The following is an 18,860-nucleotide window of genomic DNA, read 5'->3' on the forward strand; positions in this document are numbered from 1 at the left end:
GATCCGCTGCGCATCGCCGCATCAACCCTGATCGAGCGCTACTTCGATCCAATCGGAAGACGCAATCATGAGCGGAAGGTGCGACCAACGCCGCGCGAATGGTTGATGGGACGGGGGCGGACGAACTTGGGAAGTTCGTCCGCCGAGAGATCGCGCGTCCCCGGAGTCGATCGCGGGGAACGCACCGGGCTTCTCACGCCGCTTTCGCAGCAGCCTTGTCCGCCGGTGCCGTTTCCATGGCGCGCATATAGAGATCGAGCAGGGATTCGCGCTCGTCACGCTCATCCTGATCCTGCTTTCGCAGTTTGACGATCTCCTTGAGGATCTTCACGTCGAAACCCTCACCCTTGGCTTCCGAAAACACTTCCTTCTTCTGCTCGTTCAGTTCCTGCAGTTCAGCGTCCAGATTCTCGATCCGCTCGATGAAGGAACGAATTTTTCCGCCGGGAATGGTGATGTCAGACATGGTGCCTCTTTGTTGAATGAGGCGGTGAAAATGAAAGCAAAGTGATAACCAATGTCTTAAGCTTCATCGGTTCCTGTAGCGCATCTATCCCGCGGCTTGCCGCGGTATTTCAGACCGCGATCCAGCTGATCACGGCTGCGGCCGACGTCCAGAGTGTCCATCCAAGGCCAAGCAGGGACATCACCGCGGCCGCCATTGCTACGGCCAGCAGCAGACCATCTTCCTGCAGGTAAGCGATCGCGATCAGGACGACCACAATTCCGGGAATGACGTTGACCAGAGGCAGGGGCCAGCCCGCCAGCAGACCCAACAGGAACACGACCAAGCCAACAAGCCGGTCAGTCACGTCATGGCGCGCGTTCCAGCGCGGCCGGCTGATGTTCTCGATCGCGCGCAGCAGCGGACCCGCCCTGACGGTGAACCGCTTGAATCGCTTGAAGTCGAACGGCCGCTTCGACAGGAAGCGGGGAAAAGATGGAGCACTGTGCCCCAACATCATCTCGACCGCCGGAAACAGGAGGGCCAGCGTCGCAATTGTGGCCACGCCGGGGACGATCACGAGCAGCCCCAGCAACAGCAGGAGCAACCCGAACGAGCGCCTGTCCAGATGGCTGAGGAGCCATTCGAGGTCGACGGGGCCGTCAGGTGCTTGCGCGACGAGTTCTTCGAGGAGCTGGGAAGTACGGGTAGGCGCTGAGAGGGGAGCGGGCAAATGAAGCATTACCCGGTAACATGGTCGAACTCCGTATCGATTGCAACGAATGCCAGAGGCGCCTAGGAAGCATTGATGGACAACGATTCCGACCAGGCGTGGCACGGCCATGCGCCGAACAGCCCCCTGCCCGCCGATCGCCGCCGCTGGCCATGGTTTCTTCTAATCGTCGTCGTCGCCCTTGTCGGCGCCGGCGGCGTCTACGCTTGGCCCGAAGTCGCGGCATTGGTCCCCGCCATAAGCCACGAATCGTCCGGCGGAGCGATGACGACGAGCGACAAGGAGGCGTTGCCAACTCTCCTCGCGGCCCAACAGAAGCTCGAGGAAGACCTCGCCGCACTCGATCGGTCAGTAGCCGACGGGCAGGCGCAGTTGAAGGCCATTACCGACCAGTTGGCGGTCCTGACCTCGAAGGTCGAAGAGTTGCAGCATCTGCCCCCGCCGACAGCGCCGCCGCCACCTGTTACGGCCGAGGCGCCGCGTGCCCCGATCCCGCCACCCGCCCCGCAGCCGAGAAAGCCGCCGCTTCGGGCCGCCGGGCCTTCGGGTCCCGTTTCGATTGGCGGCGCACCGCTCAATGCCGCGCCCGGCGGCATGGCCCGTTGAGTTCAGAAATGCCCCAAACCGTATTCCGATATTTGGCTTGGGGTTTGATCCTGGGCCTCTTCATCGTCACCGATACAACGCTGGCATTTCGTCCCCACACGTTGATATCGCCAAACGCCGATCGCTTTGCGGCGCTCTTCGTCGTCGGTGCCGTTTTTTCGCTCGCCTATCCGAAGCATGTCCTGCCGATCCTGCTGGCACTGCTCGCCGTCATCGTCGGCTTCGAACTCATTCAAAAGCTGCTCGCCGGCAGGCATGGCTACATAAAAGACATATTCGTCAAAGGTGCCGGCTGCTGCGCAGGCGTTGTCGCCGCCAATGCCCTGAGACGCGCGCTTTCAGCGATGTCCAAGCCGACAGGTACCTCCTGACGTCCTGCGCCGCCTTTGCCCTGTTCGACGTTGGCGCAGAGGCACGTGTCGGCAACCTTCGGTCCAATCCATCATCAAACCTGCCTTGGCACGTGCAAGTCCGCTATTCAAATTGGACCGGCTCGGATCCGGGATAGGAATGAGCGACGAACTCGCAGAACGCGCGAGCCGCCGGAGAAAGCTTCGCCTTGTCCTTCCAGGCAAGCCCGACATCCATGGTGTGGACGTCGTCATCGAGCGTCTTGAGATCGATGCGATGTCCTTCGAGCGACCAGGGACGGTAGACCATGTCGGACAGGATTGTAATTCCCATGCCGGTTGCGACCATGCTGCGAACCGCTTCGACCGACAGGGTCCGGAAGATGACGTTCGGCACGTACGCCGTATGCTGCCAGTAACGCATCGCGGAGCGTTCGGCTTCATCGACGGTCAACATCAGATAGGGCTCGCTCACCAGGTCCGCCAGCTTGATGCTGTCCTTGCGAAGCAACGGATGATTGACGCAAGTCCACAAGCGACGCGGCGAGCGCAACAAGAGCCGCGAGCGAATGGAGTGCCGGTCATGCAAGTTCGCAACCAGCATGATGGCCGCATCGACGCTACCGCTGATCAAGCTCTGCTCGATCGCGTCGCGCGGAAACTCGTGGAGACGCACCGTGATGCCCGGGAATGATCGCCAGAAGCGCGACAACAAAGGCGGCAGGAAATATCCGGCGATGGTGTAGCTGACGGCGACATCGACGGTGCCGTCCACCTGCATTCCCCAGCGATGCGGCCCGCGTATCGCATCCGATACGCTGGCCTCGATCGCGCGGGCACGCTGCAAGAACTCCCGTCCGTCAAAGGTCAGCGTCACGCCGTTCGAGTGACGGTCGAACAGCTTGTGGCCGAGCTCGGCCTCGAGCGCCTTGATGGACGCGGTGACCGCAGACTGCGTCACGCTGAGCGCCGCCGCGGCAGCCGAAACGCGCCCGGTCTCGGCGGTTGCGATGAAATGCCGAACCTGACGGAACGTCAGAGACATAAAAATTTCCGATATCAGCGAACGATATTTCGAATTTTACAATCCCCCGGCGGACCGGAAAAATCAATCCATCGGTTCGCGAGTGAGAGGCATTGAGGTCATGTCCGATGGTTTGGAGTTGGTCGCTCGCGATATCAGCGTCCAATTCGAAGGCCTGAAGGCGCTGTCCAACGTGACCTTGACCGTACCGCGGGGACGTATCGCCGGACTGATTGGTCCGAACGGAGCCGGCAAGACCACCCTTATTAATGTGCTGACGGGTTTCCAGCCGGTTGGCGCCGGAACCGTGGAACTGGAGGGCGAGACGCTGAGTGGCATTGCAGCGCACAAGTTGCGCCGCAAGGGCGTGGCGCGGACCTTCCAGTCGGGCCGACTTTTCCGCGACCTGCCGGTGATGGACAACCTTGAGGTCACCGGCGTCGGCCTGGGCCAATCCCGTCCGGAGGCGATCGGTGAAGCCGAGCGCGTCATGGCCTGGCTCGGCATTTCGCATCTGTCCAATACCATCGCCGGCGCCCTGCCCTATACTGACGAGCGCCGCGTCGCGATCGGCCGCGCCATCATGTGCACACCGCGCTATCTGCTGCTCGACGAACCGGCGGCAGGAATGTCGGAGCATGAGAGCCACGAACTTGCCGCCATCATCCGGCGGATCGCCGGCGAGCTCAATGTGGGGGTGCTGCTGATCGAGCACAATATCGGCCTCGTGCTCGAGCTCTGCGAGCGCATCTACGTCCTCGATTCCGGTGAGGTCATCGAAGCCGGCCCGCCCGCTCAGATCCGTGACAGCGATGCGGTGCGGCACGCCTATATGGGTACGCAGCGCGACGAGCCGCTTCCGCCGGTCGGCGCCGAACAGGCCGTCGCGTCATGACGCTGCTTGCCGTCGACGACATCACCGTCAGCTATGGGCGCCTGACGGCTCTCCGCGGCCTGACGCTGAAGATCGACGAAGGCGAAATCCTGTTCGTGACCGGCCCGAACGGCGCCGGCAAGTCGACCTTGCTCAACGCCATCGCCGGCGTCGTGCCACCGGGTTCCGGGTCCATCATGATCGATGGCGCAAAGATCACGGGTGCCGCACCCGAAGACATCGCCCGGCGTGGATTCTCCCTGGTTCCGGAGGGACGCAATGTCTTTGGCGCGCTGACGATCGAGGAGAACCTGAAGGTCGGAACCGGCATGCGCACCGACCGCAAGAAGATCGCCGACGACCTGGATCAGGTCTACGAGGAATTCCCGATGCTGGCCGAGCGCCGCCACACGCCGGCGGGCATGCTCTCCGGCGGCCAGCAGCAGATGCTCGTCATTGGCCGCGCCTTGATGGCCGCGCCCCGCATCATGGCGATCGACGAGCCGTCGCTCGGCCTTGCGCCAAAGATCATCGACCAGGTCTACGAGATCCTGGTGCGGCTGCGGACGCAGCGCAAGCTCACCCTCCTGATCGTCGAGCAGAGCTCGACACGCGCCATGATGACGGGCGGACGGATGGTCCTGATCCGCGGCGGCCGCATCGTGCTCGAGGGCCCAGCGGCCGATATGGTCAGGGATGATCGTCTGAAGCAGTCCTATTTCGGCTTCGGAGATCATTGAGATGCGCGAGTTGCTCCAGATCATCTTCGATGCCCTCAGCCTCGGCAGCCTCTACGCCCTTGGCGCGCTCGGTATCGCCCTGATCTTCGGCGTGATGCGGCTCGTCAACTTCGCGCACGGCGATTTCATCGCGTTTTGCGTCTTCGCCATGCTGTGGCCGTCGATCGATGCGGCGGCGATCGTCTTTGCCGGGCAGCTACCGTTCTATCTGCTGATCCCGCTGCTGCTCTTGATCGGCGCCGCGCTGTCGATCCTGTCGGAGATCGTCGTCTTCCGCCGCTTCCGCAATGCCAATCCGGCGACGATGATGATCGCATCCTTCGCACTCGGCTTCGTGATCCGGCATCTCCTGCTGATGCTGTTTTCCAGCCGGCCGAAGTCGATCACGCTGTGGCCGAGCCTCGGCCTGCCGGTCGAATTCCTCGGCGCTCACATCCCGATGCTCCAGGTCGTGACCATCATCATCACGCTGGCCGTGCTGGTGGTCCTCGTCCTGTTCCTCAAGCGCACGCGCTACGGGCTCGAGATGCGCGCGGCCGCCGACAATTTCACCATGGCGCGCATGCTCGGGGTCCGCGCCAACGGCGTGATCCTGCTGGCCTTCGCCATCAGCGGCATGCTGGCGGCGGCGATCGGCCTGATCCTGGCGACCAATTCCGGCACCGCCGACATCGGCATGGGCGCCAACGTGATGCTGATCGCGTTCATCGCGACCGTGATCGGCGGCCTCGGCAGCATTCCCGGCGCCGTTGCCGCTGGCTTCCTGATCGGTGCGGCCAGCGTCGTGTTCCAGGCGACCCTGCCACACGACGCCAGGGTATTCCGCGACGCCTTCGTCTACGGCGCCGTCATCGTCGTCCTTCTGGTGCGGCCGCAGGGCCTGTTCGCACCGAAATCCGCCAAGCAGAGGGTCTGATCGATGTCGCAGCGGCCGTCCGTCATCCGGCAAACGATCATCACGCCGATCGTGCTGATCGTGGCGCTGCTCATCATGGCCGCCCTCTCCTATCAATTCGGCAGCCGGGCCTTCAACCGCACCGTGGTCGAGATGTTCATCAACATCATGGTGGTGGTCGGGCTCTACGTCTTCGTCGGCAATTCGGGGCTGCTGTCGTTCGGCCATATCAGCTTCATGTGCCTCGGCGCCTACATGACCGCCTGGCTCACGATTCCGCCGGTGATGAAGTCGATCACGCTCAAGGGCCTGCCGGCGTGGCTGCTCCACGCGCAACTGCCGATGTGGGTGGCGACGCCGATATCCGGACTGTTTGCGGCACTGTTCGCGCTGATCGTCGGGCGCGTCATCATGCGCCTGTCGGGCATTGCCGCCTCGATCGCGACCTTCGGCCTGCTCGGCGTCATCAACAATGTCTATTCGAACTGGGATTCGGTGACGGGCGGACAGGGTTCGATCGTCGGCATTCCGCCCACCATGACCGTCTGGACCGGATGGATCGGCGGCGCCGTGGCCATCGCGATCGCCTATCTCTACTCGATCTCGCGCTCCGGACTGGCACTTCGCGCCACGCGAGACGAAGCTGTCGCGGCCAGCGCCTCCGGCATCGACATCGTCCGCGAACGGTTGATCGCCTTCGTCGTCAGCGCGTTCATCATCGGGCTCGCCGGCGCGCTGTACGCGCATTTCCTGAGCATCGTCAATCCCGGCGCATTCTATCTGCGGACGACGTTCATCACGCTGTCGATGCTGGTGGTTGGCGGCATGTACAGCCTCAGCGGAGCCGTCTCGGGCGTGGTCGCGATCTCCGTGTTGATCGAGCTGTTCCGCAATCTCGAGAAGGGCATCAGCCTCGGCGGTCACACCGTCGGCCTGCCGAACGGTGTCCAGGAGATCGCGATCGGCATCATCACCATCGCGATCCTGATGTACTTGCCGACGGGACTGACCCGCAACCAGGAATTCTCCTGGCGTCGATGGCCGTTGCAGCGCCGCCTGACGCCACCGGTCCAGACCGCGCTGAAGGAACTGCACTGACGCTTGTTTGTACAATTGGAGGAGTGGGGATATGCGCTTTACGACATTACTCAGCATCTTGGCCGGAGCATCCGCGCTCTGGTTCACGCCGGCCCGGGCAGCCAACGAGATCGTTGTTGGGTTTGCGACCGCGGCATCCGGATTCATGCAAGCCTACGACAAGCCGGCGCAGGACGCGGCGCTGATCCGGATCGAGGAGATCAACAAGGCCGGCGGCCTGCTCGGCAAGAAGATCAAGCCCGTCTTTGCCGACACCAAGACCGATCAGGCCGAGGGTGCCAAGGCCGGCCTTGCGGTGCTCGACCAGGGTGCCGACCTCGTCATCGTCTCCTGCGACTATGATTTCGGCGCGCCCGCGGCGCTGCAGGCGCAGGCCGCCGGCAAGGTTTCCTTCTTCCTCTGTGCCGAATCGATCAAGGCCGGCATCCCCGGCGTCGGCCCGTTCTCGTTCTCGGCCTCGGTGCTGGCACCGGTGCAGGGAGCGACCATGTCCGAATGGGCTTACACCAAGAAGAACGCACGCAGCTTCTATCGGCTGCTCGACAGCTGGACCGTCTACAACAAGGGCATCTGCGACGGCTTCGACTGGATGCTGCCGCGCCTGAAGGAGGCCAAGCTGGTCGGCAGCGACACCTTCAAGAACGACGATGCCTCGATCGCCTCGCAGATCACGCGCATCAAGAGCCTGCCGAAGGAGCCTGACGCCATCATGCTCTGCACAATGATGCCGGGCGCTGTCTCCGCCATCAAGCAGATCCGTGCCGCCGGTATCAAGTCGATGATCCTCAACGGGTCGGGTGTCGACGGCAGCTACTGGATGAACGCCGTTCCTGATCTCTCGAACTTCTACGTCCCGGTGCAGGGCTCGGTCTATGGCGACGATCCGAACCCGAAGGTCAACGAGTTCAACAAGAAGTACAAGGAGGTCACCGGCGGTGACCCCTCCAGCCAGTACGTCTATCCGGGTTACGTCCTGATCGACGTCTGGGCCAAGGCGGTCGAACGCGCCAAATCGACCGATGCGGCAGCCGTCGTGGCCGAGCTCGAGAAGATGAACAACGAGTCCACGCTGTTCGGGCCGCGCACCTTCACCAAGGACATCCACCACCAGAACCAGGGTCGTTACCTGATCGTCGACACCGAGGCCGGCAAGCCGCAGGTGATCGACCAGTGGACGATCTCGGAAAAGATTCCGCTCGACTATCTGGTGTCCAAGTAACCCGGCAATGCGCCGCCCTGGGTGCGCCAGTGATACCCCGGGGCGGCCTTCGCCGGTCATGTGCAAAGCCAGTTGGAAGGAAATCAGGAGATGGTCGTGATCAACTGCGACATGGGCGAGGCCTACGGCCTCTACAAGATGGGCGACGACAAGGCATTGATGCCTCATATCGACGTCGCGAACGTCGCCTGCGGCTTTCATGCCTCCGACTTCAATCACATGCGCAAGACCGTGCAGCTCGCCAAGCAATTTGGCGTCAAGGTCGGGGCGCACCCGTCGCTGCCCGATCTGCAGGGATTTGGTCGCCGGGAGATGAAGATCGACCGCGAAGAGCTGGCCAATTGCCTGCTCTATCAGATCGGCGCACTCAAGGCCTTCCTGGATGCCGAAGGCATGGCGCTCAATCACATCAAGCCGCACGGCGCACTCTACGGCATGGCATCGCGCAACGAGGAGATCGCCGAAGCCGTGGCTGATGCCGCCGACGTCTACAAGGTGCCGTTGCTCGGCATGAAGGGAACGTTGCACCAGAAGGTCTACGAGCGGCGCGGTCATGCCTTCGTCGCCGAATACTATGCCGACCTCGACTACAATGCCGACGGCAGCCTGATCATCACCCGCGAGCACGAGGCGAAGGATCCGGCCGACGCCGCCACCCGATGCGCAAGGGCGGTCAATGAAGGCAAGACGCGCACGGTGGCCGGAAACGACATCGTGGTCGGCTCCGATTCGATCTGCATCCACTCCGACACGCCGAACGCCGTCGCCATCGCCGAGGCCGTCCGCGAGGCGGTGCGCCCCTATCTCACCGCGCGCTGAACCGTCGCGGCAACGAACCAAAGACTCTCAAGAGGAAACAATGGCAACGCAGCAGATCTTCTCGCCGCTCCCAGGCATCTTTTATCGCAAGCCCGCACCCGACAAGCCGGTCTACAAGAACGACGGCGACGCCGTCGCCGAGAGCGACACGATCGGGCTTATCGAGGTGATGAAATCGTTCAACGAGGTGAAAGCCGGCATCGCTGGCAAGATCGTCCGCTTCCTGGCCGAGAATGAAGATGCCGTGATGGCCGGCCAGCCGATCGCCGAAATCGACGTTTAGGGCTCTTCGACCAGCCATGGCGATCAAGAAGCTCCTCATAGCCAATCGCGGCGAGATCGCGGTGCGCATCATCCGCGCAGCGCGCGATCTCGGCATTGCAACCGTGCAGGTCTACAGCAAGGCCGACCAGGCCTCGCTTGCGGTCAGGCTCGCCGACGAAGCGGTCGATATCGGTCCGCCGCAGGCGTCGAAATCCTATCTCAACCAGGCCGCGATCTTCGCCGCGGCGCGGAGCACCGGCGCCGACGCCATCCATCCCGGCTACGGCTTCCTCGCCGAGAACGCCGAGTTCGCCGCCGCAGTCGAAGCGGCGGGATTGATCTTTGTCGGTCCGACCGCGCAATCGATCCGGCTGATGGGCGACAAGGTCGCGGCACGCGAGGCCGCCGCCGCGGCCGGGGTGCCGACCGTCCCCGGCAGCCAGGGGCGGCTGGAGTCGGCGGACGCGGCCTTCGCGCTGGTCGAGAAAACCGGCTTCCCCGTGATGATCAAGGCCGCTGCCGGAGGCGGCGGACGCGGCATCCGCATTGCGCGGTCGCCCGAGGAGTTTCGGCATCTGATGCCGCAGGCACAGGCCGAGGCGCTCGCGGCCTTTGGCGACGGCGGGCTTTACGTCGAAAAGCTGATCGAAGGCGCGCGGCATATCGAGGTGCAGGTGCTCGGCGACGGACACGACGTGATCCATTGCTTCGAACGCGAATGCTCATTGCAGCGCCGCCGCCAGAAGGTCTGGGAAGAAGCCCCCTCGCCCTCGCTCACCCAGGCCGTGCGGGAGAGGCTCTGCACCTCGGCTGTGGCACTCGCCCGAGCGGTCAATTATCGCGGCGCCGGCACGCTCGAATATCTCTACGACGACGCCACCGGTGAATTCTACTTCCTGGAGATGAACACCCGCATCCAGGTCGAGCATCCGGTCACGGAAATGATCACGGGCATCGACCTCGTCCGCGAGATGATCCAGATCGCCGGCGGCGAGCGCTTGCGCATCAGCCAGAACGAGATGCGCGTCAGCGGCCATTCGATCGAAGTCCGTATCAACGCCGAGGATCCCGCCAGAAACTTCCTGCCGAACCCGGGCACGGTGAGCGCACTCAGCCTGCCCGTCGGCGACGGCGTTCGCTTCGACAGCATGCTCTATCAGGGCTACACGGTGCCTCCCTTCTACGACAGCCTGCTCGGCAAGCTGATCGTGCACGACAAGGATCGGCCGAGCGCCATGAAGAAACTCGAGCGCGCGCTTGCCGAGCTCACCGTCGAAGGCATTTTCACGACCAAACCCCTGCACCAGGCGCTGGCGCGCGACGCCGACGTCCAGGCTGGACGCTTCCATACGGCATGGCTCGAACCCTGGCTTGAGTCCCACGCCGCCACGCTTGCCACCGCTCAGCCGCCATCAGCTGCGAAGGTCGCCTCATGATGGCGAGAGAATCCGCCCCGTCAGCAACAGGAGGCCGCTAGCATGCAAACTCGATTTTCCTTCGGCGGCGATGAGCACATTTTCGCCGAGGTCGGCGAAGCGATGTCGCTCGAGGCCTTTTTCAAGAGCCTGTTCATCACCAATGCGGTGCGCGATGCCAGGATCAAGGGTGTCACCGAGATCTGTCCGGCGAACGCGTCCTATCAGGTCAAGTTCGATCCGGAGCGGATCAAGCCCGACGATCTCCTCGCCGAGCTGAAGCGGCTGGATTCCGCATCCGAGAAATCGGAACCGGTGATCAAGACGCGGATCATCGAGATTCCCGTGCTCTACAACGACCCCTGGACCCGTGAGACCTTGATGCGCTTCCGCGAGCGTCACCAGGATCCTGACGGCACCGACCTCGAATACGCCGCGCGGATCAACGGCCTCGACAGCGTCGATGCCTTCATCAAGGCGCATTCCAGCGCGCCCTGGTTCGTCTCGATGGTCGGCTTCGTCGCCGGCCTCCCCTTCCTTTACCAGATGGTCGAGCGCAAGCGGCAGCTTCAGGCCCCGAAATATCTGCGCCCGCGCACGGATACGCCAAAGCTCACCGTCGGACATGGCGGCTGTTTCAGCTGCATCTATTCGGTGCGCGGCGCCGGCGGTTACCAGATGTTCGGCATCACGCCGATGCCGATCTATGATCCCAATCAGACCATCAGCTATTTGCGCGACTTCATGTGCCTGTTCAAGCCGGGCGACATCGTGAAATGGAAACCGATCGACCGGGCAGCCTATGACGCCGCGGTCGCCGACGTCGACGCCGGCCGGTTTGCGCCTGTGATCCGCGACGTCTCATTCTCGCTGACCGAGTTCAACCGCGACATTGATGGCTACAACAGCAAGCTCGATGGAGTTCTCCATGGCCGTTAGGGTTTTGAAGCCGGGTCTTGCGACCACCGTCCAGGACCTCGGACGTCCCGGCTATTATCACATCGGCATCCCGCTCTCCGGCGGCATGGACCGTCACGCGCTGGTCGCCGCAAATCTGCTCGTCGGCAATGATGCGGGCGCAGCCGTGCTTGAAGCGGTGTTCATGGGGCCCGAGCTCGAATTCACCGAGGACGCCACGGTCGCCGTCACCGGCGCGGAGCTGCCGCCGAAACTCGACGGCGAGCCGCGCGAGACCTGGACCAGCTTCAAGGTAAAGCGTGGCCAGATCCTCTCCTTCGACTTCCTCAAGCGAGGCGCACGCGGCTACATCGCGGTCGCCGGTGGCATCGATGTGCCCGTGGTGCTCGGCTCGCGATCGACCTACGCACTCGGCGCGCTCGGCGGCTTCAAGGGCCGCAAGCTCGAGGCCGGCGACGAATTCCCGGTCGGCCGTGCCAGCGTGACGGTCAAGGACGGCCGCACCGTCGCCAACGATTTGCGCGGGCAACCGGCGGGAATGCCGACGGAGCTGCGCGCCATGCCCGGCCTCTATTGGCACCGCATCACCGAGGCCGCCGGCAGCGGGTTCTTCTCCGACACCTGGAAGGTCGCGCCGGAAGCGGACCGCATCGGCTACCGCTTCAAGGGTGGCAAGGCGCTCGAATTCGTTCCGCGCGAACCGCCGTTCGGCGCCGGCTCCGATCCGTCCAACATCACCGATGCCTGCTATCCCTACGGCTCGATCCAGGTTCCCGGCGGCACCGAACCGATCGTGCTGCATCGCGACGCCGTATCCGGCGGCGGCTACTTCATGGTCGGCACCGTGATCGCCGCGGACATGGATCTGATCGGTCAGCTTCAGCCCAACACGCCGGTGAAGTTCGTCAAGGTCGACATGGATCAGGCGCTTGCGGCACGCAAGAGCCGGACCGAGCTGCTGGGCAAGCTTCGCAGCGCCATGGCGTAATCGCGAGGGGGCCCACCGCATCTGCCAACGGACCTCGGCCGCGGGCGCCGGAGCGATCGCGCATGGTCAAGTCTAAACCTGTGGCTGTCGATTGCGCGCTCGCACATCTGAGGTCTGTGCCACGGTGTGCTGTCCGCCGGACGGCACGAGAGTTGCAGCGGACACATTCGGGCTGAGAAACACTGCTCATGAGTTGTGCAAACATCGGAACAACCGCGATGTCCGTTTCTCTGAAACAGATCCGCTACTTCGTCGCCGCCGCCGAGACCGGGCGCATCAGCCAGGCGGCCATCGATCTCAACGTCTCGCAATCAGCGGTCACCGCGGCGATCCAGCAGCTCGAGGCCACCGTCTGCGCCCGCTTGCTGGAGCGCACGCCGAACGGCGTAACCGTCACCATGGAGGGCAGCCGCTTCCTCTCCCAGGGCCGTCATATCCTCGCCGCCGTCGCCGAGGCGGTGCGCGACACGCAGATGTCCGCCGGCCCCCTGTTCGGGACGATCCGCGTCGGCGTCACCTACACCGTGTCGGGCTACTTCCTGCCGCGTCATCAGATGCGCTTCAAGGCGAGTTTCCCCGGGATCACGATCGAGCTGTTCGAGGCGCCGCGCGACGTGCTCGAGCGCGCACTCGTCGATGGTGCCCTCGACCTCGCGGTGATGCTGGTCTCGAACCTGCGCGACAACGCCATGCTCACCAGCGAGACCTTGCTGCGATCGCCGCGCCGGCTGTGGCTTGCGCCCGAGCATCCCCTGACCCGTGCCGAGCGGGTCCACCTCGCTGACATCGCGACCTATCCCTATGTCATGCTCACGGTCGACGAGGCCAAGCACACCTCGATGCGCTATTGGAACAACGCCTCACTCGAACCGAAGACGGTGTTCCGCACCTCCTCGGTCGAAGCCGTCCGCTCCATGGTCGCCGGCGGCATGGGGATCGCCATTCTGTCCGACCTGATCTACCGGCCCTGGTCGCTGGAAGGACAGCGGATCGAGACCCGCGTCATCGAGGACGAGGTGCCCAGCATGGACATCGGTCTTGCCTGGCGTCGCGACACCAAGCCATCGGAGGCTGCGATGGCTTTCCGCGATTTCATGCGCTTTGCGGTTGCCGGCGTCGGGCCGGCCCGGCCCCCCGTCAGCATCGATCACCGGCACCAGGCCGAGGAGGCCATCGAAATCTAGAATATCAGTTTCCGTTTTATTCGACTTGACGCCGTCCGGCTGTCCTCGCCAAACTTTGCCCGGGGACACGACGACCGGAGGCACAGCCGGCGGCGGGAGTGAGACATGCAAGTCACCTACACGACCAACGACATCCCGTTGCAGACCCGCCGCCAGTACTGGCAGGAGGTCGTCTCGAAGACCTATTACTCGCTCGACCTGCGTTTCCCGAGCACGCGCGACTTCAATGCGCGCCTTGGCGCCTGGTCGATGGGCCCTGTCTCGGTGTCCCGCAACATCGCCAACGGCCTGCTGTACAAGCGGCATGAGCGGCATCTCCTGAGCGAGCGGGAGGAATCCTTCCTGATCACGGTGCCCGAACTCGCCGAAATCCGTTTCGAGCAGGACGGCAAGGTGGTGCATTGCCGCCCGGGCGCGTTCCTGATCGAGCGCAGCCACCTACCCTACGAGTTCAGCCATCAGGATCCGACGGCGCTGTGGTGTCTGAAGATCCCGAGCGCGGTGCTGCGCGCCCGCATTTCCCGGCCCGAGCGCCTCGCGACGCTGCAATTCGACGCCAGCCGCAGCGTCGGCGCGCTGTTCGTCGACACGCTGCGCCTGTCCGGTGAACGGATCGAGGAAATGGACGAGACGGCGCGCACGATGATGGGCAAGCACCTGATCGAGCTGCTTGCGATGGCCATTGAATCCGACGACCGTGTGTTGACCGGTCACTCGTCCTCCGTGCGCAACGGCCATTTGCTGCGTTGCGAGCAATTCATCCGGGCCCGTCTCGACGATATGCGGCTCACGCCGCAGATGATTGCCGACGGCTGCGGCATCTCGCTGCGCTATTTGCACCAGATCTTCGAGGGCGAAGGTCTGACCGTCTGCGCCTACATCCGCAACCAGCGCCTTTCAATGTGCGACGCCCTGCTGCGCGATGCGAACTGCCGCAAGAGCATTTCGGAAATCGCCTATCAATGGGGCTTTGCCGACCAGGCGCAGTTCAGCCGCAATTATCGCGGCCGGTTCGGATGCACCCCGAGCGAGGCCCGCGCCATTTCGCGCACAGCCAACTCCTGAAGACTGGCCTGCTGATCGATTCTTAGGCACACCGCCGCCGGTCTGGGCATGCATGGGCACCGGCACGGTTCGCTCTCTCGCACAAATCTTCCTGCGCTCAGCGTCAAGAACGAAGGCCGCCGCTCTGCCTAAGATCGGCGAAACGCTCGTTCGAAAGGAAGAGGCATGGCGCAGAACCTTCGTGTGGCCGTCGATGTCGGTGGCACCTTCACCGACATCTGCATCATGGACGAGACGACCGGTCTCGTGCGCATCGAGAAGACCTCCTCCACGCGCGATCCGATCGAAGGGATCATGGGCGGCGTATCCAAGGCCGGCATCGACCTGTCCAAGGTGGCGCTGTTCTCGCACGGCACCACGATTGCCACCAACGCGCTGATCACCCGCCGCCTGCCGCGCACCGCGGTGGTCACGACCAAGGGGTTCCGCGACGTCATCGAGATCCGGCGCGCCAACAAGGAAGACCTCTGGGACACCTACAAGGACGTGGTCCGGCCCTATGTGCCACGGCGCGACCGCCTCACCGTGCCCGAACGCGTCGATGCTGCCGGCACAGTGATCGAGCCGCTCGACGTCGAAGCCGCGCGCAGCGTCGCCCGCATCCTCAAGCGTCGCGGCGTCGCCGCAGTCGCGGTGTGCTTCATGAACGCTTATCTCAACAGCGCCAATGAGCGCGCCATGCGCGATATTCTGCTGGCCGAGATGCCCGATATTCCGGTCTCGATCTCCTCGCAGGTGCTTCCCGAGATCTTCGAGCACGAGCGGTTCTCGACTACGGTCGCCAATGCCGTGGTGAGCCCGGTCGTCGTCAACTACACCAGCCGGCTCGGCGAACGCCTCTCGGACGAGGGCTACACCCGCGATCTTCTGCTGCTGCACACCGGCGGCGGCGTGATGACGCCGGCGAGCGTGAAGGATTTTGCGGCACGCCTTGCCGGCTCCGGCATCGCCGCCGGGGCCATCGCCAGCCGCCATATCGCCGGTCTTTGCGGTTTCCCCAATTCGATCGGCCTCGACATGGGCGGCACGTCGACCGACGTGTCGCTCGCCTATGAGGGCCAGTCGCGGATCACCAAGGACTGGCACATCGAGTTCGGCTATCCGATCCGCTTCGCATCGATCGAGGTGCTCACCATCGGTGCCGGCGGCGGCTCGCTGGCCTGGACCGATCCGGCCGGCTCGCTGCGCAACGGCCCGCAATCGGCCGGCGCCTATCCGGGACCGGCCTGCTACGGCAACGGCAATACGCAGCCGACCAACACCGATGCCAATGTGACGCTCGGCCGGCTTGGCACCGATCTCGCCGGTGGCAAGGTCAAGCTCGATCCCGAGCTGGCACGGCAAGCGGTCGAGGGCGGCGTCGCCAAGCCGTTCGGCCTCGGCCTGCATGAAGCCGCGGATGCAATCGTCAAGGTCGCCAACGCCAACATGTCGGATGCGGTGCGGCTGATCTCGATCAGTCGCGGCTACGATCCACGCGATTTTGCGCTGGTGGCGTTCGGCGGCGCCGGTGCCCTGCATGGGGTCGACGTCGCACGCGAGCTGGCGATTCCCGTCGTGATCGTACCGCCCAATCCCGGCGTGACCTCAGCGCTCGGTTGCCTGCTCGTCGACATGCAGCACGATTTTTCGCAAAGCTGCATGGTCGACGCCGCCGAGGCCGACGCCACCGAGATCGAGGCACAGTTCGCCGAGCTCGAGAAGGCTGCGCTCGCACGGTTGACCCATGAGGGCGTCGCGCAGCAGGACATCGTGCTGCAGCGCTCGATCGACATGATGTATCGCGGCCAGTGGCGTTCGCTTGCCGTCAACGCGCCGCGGCCGATCGGCGCGATCGCCGATCTGGTGCAGAGCTTCCATGCCGAGCATCAGCGCGAATACAATTTCCGCCGCGACAGCGCGCCGGTCAGCTTCTTCCGTCTCAATCTGAAGGCAGTGGGCGTGGTCCCCAAGGCCGAGTTTGCCGTCCACGAGCCGATCGGCGCTAGCCCCGAGCCGGTCAGCCGCCGCAGGGTCTGGTTCGAGGGCAGCGGGCTCGATACACCCGTCTATCGGCGCGACAACCTGCCCTGCGGCTTCTCCTTTCAAGGCCCCGCGATCATCGAGCAGGTCGATGCCACCACGGTCGTTCCGCCCGGCGCCGCCGCCGAGGTCGACAGATATCTCAACATCATCATCCGCGTGAAGGAGTGAACCATGGCCGGAGCTCTCCCGCTCGACCCCGTGACCTTCGAGGTTTTGAAGAACTCCTTCATCACCAGCGTCGACCAGATGGGCGAGCAGGTCCTGAGGACGTGCTACTCCTTCGTCATCTACAATCGCGATTTCTCGAGCGCGCTGCATGACGCCAACGGCGAATGCGCGGCGCAGGGCAACCAGGATATCGCCGTCCACGTCGGCACGCTGCATTTCACGTGCAAGGATGTCATGCGCCATTTCGAAGGCGACATACATGAGGGCGACGTTTTCGCCATCAACGATCCCTATGCCGGCGGCACGCACTTCTCCGATGTCCGCCTGATCCGTCCGATCTTCGCCGACGGCAGGATCATTGCCTTCAGCCAGTCCAACGGACACTGGTCGGACGTCGGCGGCAGCGTGCCGGGATCGTTCGACGTCGCCGCCCGGGAGATGTTCCGCGAGGGCCTACGCATCACGCCGGTCCGCCTGTTCGACAAAAATGGCCTGCGCAAGGACGTCGCGCATCTGATCGCCTCGAACACGCGCGACCCGGCCTCGATCATCGGCGACATCCAGGCACAGGCCGAAGCCACCGCCGTCTGCGAACGCGAGATCCTGCGCCTGGTCGGCAAATATGGCCGTGATACGGTCGAGACCGGGCTTGCCGCCGTCCAGGACTATGTGGAGCGTTCGGCGCGCCAGCGCATCGCGGCGCTCCCCGACGGCGAATGGGAAACCGTCGACTTCATCGACCGCGATCCGGCCGGCGGCGAAGGCATGATCCCGATCCGCATCAAGATGACGATCAAGGGCGATCGCGCAATCTACGACTTCACCGGCAGCCATCCAACCATCGGCTCGATCTACAATTCGGCGTTCGGTGCAACCTTCTCTGCCGTCGCCGCCGGCATGAAGACTTTCTTCCCCGACCTGCCACTCAATTCCGGTTTCTACCGCTGCTTCGAGATCATCGCCCCCGAAGGATCGATCGTCGACGCCAAATGGCCGATCGCGGTCACCGGCTTTCTGATGCCGTTCGAGAAGATCATGAACTCGATCTACGAAATGTGGTCGAAGCTGATGCCGGAGCGCGCGCTTGCTTGCGCGTTCAATCTCGAATATCTGCTCACCGGCGGGCTCGATGCCCGCAGCTCCGACAAGCCGATCTTCATGTTCTATGACTGGCTGCCCGGCGGCTGGGGCGGGCGCAACGGCAAGGATGGCAGCAATGTCACAACCGCCTGCTTCGGCACCGGCTTGATGTCGCAGCCGGTCGAAGGCCAGGAGCGCGCCAACCCGATCCTGACCACCGAATGCGAGATCCTCAAGGACTCGCCCGGCCCCGGCAAGTGGCGCGGCGGCGCCGGCGTGGTGAAGACGTCGCGGATGCTGCAGGCCGAGAAAACCGTGATCTCCTATATCTGCGACCGCGAGCGCGCGATCGTGTGGGGCATCGAGGGCGGCCTGCCGTCGATGCCGCACGGCCTGACCCTGAAGCGCGCCGGCAGCACGGCCGCGGAGCGGCTCGGCTCGATCTTCTCGGACGTCCCGATCGGCGAAGGCGACACTTTCTCGCGTCCGACCGCCGGCGGCGGCGGATTTGGCGATCCGCTGGAGCGCGATCCGAACCTCGTCGTCGAGGATATCAAGGACGACTATGTCTCGGTCGAGCGTGCCGCCAAGGACTATGGCGTCGTGGTGCACACCATCGACGCCGAGCTCTGTAACTACGAGGTCGACAAGGTCGCGACCGAGGCGCTCCGTGCGAAGATCCGCTCCGAGCGTGTCGCCAATGTCCGGCTCGATCCGGAGTTGGTGGCGCAACGCTATCGCAGCGGGGCAATCGACGCGCTCGACGCGATCCGCAAGCACGCGGTGATCCTCGATTGGGGCACCGGTGCCTTGCTTCCCGAATCCACGCGCCAGTTCCGCGAGGTGTTTGAGCGGCGCTCGGTCGCAACGTGGAAAGCAGGCTGAATGCCATCGCCGGCCGCGACGTCGGCAGACCGCACAGAGCGTTCACGAAAAACTGGATCCGACAC

The 18,860-nt window shown here is 63.9% G+C and carries 19 protein-coding genes; 16 read left to right on the top strand and 3 right to left on the bottom strand.

What is annotated here, in order from left to right:
- Positions 1-193: 193 nt before the first annotated feature.
- On the bottom strand, positions 194-466 hold the full coding sequence (locus ACVIYL_RS37725) for a DUF2312 domain-containing protein (RefSeq protein ID WP_016842183.1): 273 nt from the start codon (positions 464-466) through the stop codon (positions 194-196).
- Positions 467-575: 109 nt separating this feature from the next.
- A complete protein-coding gene (locus ACVIYL_RS37730) occupies positions 576-1,187 on the bottom strand; it encodes an exopolysaccharide biosynthesis protein (RefSeq protein WP_225646071.1) in 612 nt (203 codons plus the stop codon).
- A 66-nt stretch (positions 1,188-1,253) separates the two neighbouring features.
- Here ACVIYL_RS37730 and ACVIYL_RS37735 point away from each other — a divergent pair, with 66 nt between their 5' ends.
- Positions 1,254-1,784, top strand: a complete 531-nt coding sequence (locus tag ACVIYL_RS37735; protein ID WP_456780924.1) for a hypothetical protein — start codon at positions 1,254-1,256, stop codon at positions 1,782-1,784.
- An 8-nt stretch (positions 1,785-1,792) separates the two neighbouring features.
- Entirely contained in the window at positions 1,793-2,155 is a 363-nt protein-coding gene (locus ACVIYL_RS37740; RefSeq protein WP_253609283.1) for a hypothetical protein, read from the top strand.
- Positions 2,156-2,258: 103 nt separating this feature from the next.
- On the opposite strand, the gene ACVIYL_RS37745 is transcribed toward ACVIYL_RS37740, so the two are convergent.
- Positions 2,259-3,179 carry a LysR substrate-binding domain-containing protein gene (locus tag ACVIYL_RS37745; protein ID WP_092084505.1) on the bottom strand — a complete coding sequence of 307 codons (921 nt, stop codon included), beginning with the start codon at positions 3,177-3,179 and terminating at the stop codon, positions 2,259-2,261.
- Positions 3,180-3,279: 100 nt separating this feature from the next.
- Here ACVIYL_RS37745 and ACVIYL_RS37750 point away from each other — a divergent pair, with 100 nt between their 5' ends.
- The 14 genes from ACVIYL_RS37750 (at position 3,280) to ACVIYL_RS37815 (ending at position 18,795) form a co-directional block, all read left to right on the top strand.
- Entirely contained in the window at positions 3,280-4,053 is a 774-nt protein-coding gene (locus tag ACVIYL_RS37750; RefSeq protein ID WP_253609284.1) for an ABC transporter ATP-binding protein, read from the top strand.
- Entirely contained in the window at positions 4,050-4,772 is a 723-nt protein-coding gene (locus ACVIYL_RS37755) for an ABC transporter ATP-binding protein (protein ID WP_057017116.1), read from the top strand. Before ACVIYL_RS37750 ends, ACVIYL_RS37755 begins: the two co-directional genes overlap by 4 nt.
- Before the next feature lies 1 nt (position 4,773).
- Complete coding sequence (locus ACVIYL_RS37760) at positions 4,774-5,688, top strand: branched-chain amino acid ABC transporter permease (RefSeq protein WP_057017115.1); 915 nt, start codon at positions 4,774-4,776, stop codon at positions 5,686-5,688.
- Between the two features lie 3 nt (positions 5,689-5,691).
- Positions 5,692-6,765: a branched-chain amino acid ABC transporter permease gene (locus tag ACVIYL_RS37765; protein WP_253609285.1), complete on the top strand. Its 1,074-nt coding sequence runs from the start codon at positions 5,692-5,694 to the stop codon at positions 6,763-6,765.
- A gap of 31 nt (positions 6,766-6,796) precedes the next feature.
- Positions 6,797-7,984 (top strand): ABC transporter substrate-binding protein, encoded by a 1,188-nt coding sequence (locus ACVIYL_RS37770; protein ID WP_028345052.1) that lies wholly within the window; start codon positions 6,797-6,799, stop codon positions 7,982-7,984.
- Positions 7,985-8,074: 90 nt separating this feature from the next.
- The gene (gene pxpA, locus ACVIYL_RS37775) at positions 8,075-8,803 is read left to right on the top strand and encodes a 5-oxoprolinase subunit PxpA (RefSeq protein ID WP_028345053.1); all 729 of its coding nucleotides are present in this window, start codon (positions 8,075-8,077) and stop codon (positions 8,801-8,803) included.
- Positions 8,804-8,843: 40 nt separating this feature from the next.
- Entirely contained in the window at positions 8,844-9,086 is a 243-nt protein-coding gene (locus tag ACVIYL_RS37780; RefSeq protein WP_018270951.1) for an acetyl-CoA carboxylase, read from the top strand.
- Positions 9,087-9,102: 16 nt separating this feature from the next.
- Complete coding sequence (locus ACVIYL_RS37785; RefSeq protein ID WP_456780925.1) at positions 9,103-10,503, top strand: acetyl-CoA carboxylase biotin carboxylase subunit; 1,401 nt, start codon at positions 9,103-9,105, stop codon at positions 10,501-10,503.
- 42 nt (positions 10,504-10,545) lie between these two features.
- A complete protein-coding gene (locus ACVIYL_RS37790; RefSeq protein ID WP_225646064.1) occupies positions 10,546-11,421 on the top strand; it encodes a 5-oxoprolinase subunit B family protein in 876 nt (291 codons plus the stop codon).
- Positions 11,411-12,388 (top strand): 5-oxoprolinase subunit C family protein, encoded by a 978-nt coding sequence (locus tag ACVIYL_RS37795; RefSeq protein ID WP_253609287.1) that lies wholly within the window; start codon positions 11,411-11,413, stop codon positions 12,386-12,388. Before ACVIYL_RS37790 ends, ACVIYL_RS37795 begins: the two co-directional genes overlap by 11 nt.
- A 218-nt stretch (positions 12,389-12,606) precedes the next feature.
- Positions 12,607-13,572, top strand: a complete 966-nt coding sequence (locus ACVIYL_RS37800) for a LysR family transcriptional regulator (protein WP_253609288.1) — start codon at positions 12,607-12,609, stop codon at positions 13,570-13,572.
- Positions 13,573-13,677: 105 nt separating this feature from the next.
- A complete protein-coding gene (locus ACVIYL_RS37805) occupies positions 13,678-14,637 on the top strand; it encodes an AraC-like ligand-binding domain-containing protein (protein WP_057017110.1) in 960 nt (319 codons plus the stop codon).
- 165 nt (positions 14,638-14,802) lie between these two features.
- The gene (locus tag ACVIYL_RS37810; RefSeq protein WP_456780926.1) at positions 14,803-16,830 is read left to right on the top strand and encodes a hydantoinase/oxoprolinase family protein; all 2,028 of its coding nucleotides are present in this window, start codon (positions 14,803-14,805) and stop codon (positions 16,828-16,830) included.
- A gap of 3 nt (positions 16,831-16,833) precedes the next feature.
- On the top strand, positions 16,834-18,795 hold the full coding sequence (locus ACVIYL_RS37815) for a hydantoinase B/oxoprolinase family protein (RefSeq protein ID WP_253609290.1): 1,962 nt from the start codon (positions 16,834-16,836) through the stop codon (positions 18,793-18,795).
- Positions 18,796-18,860: the final 65 nt, after the last annotated feature.

Source organism: Bradyrhizobium sp. USDA 3315 (assembly GCF_054056795.1).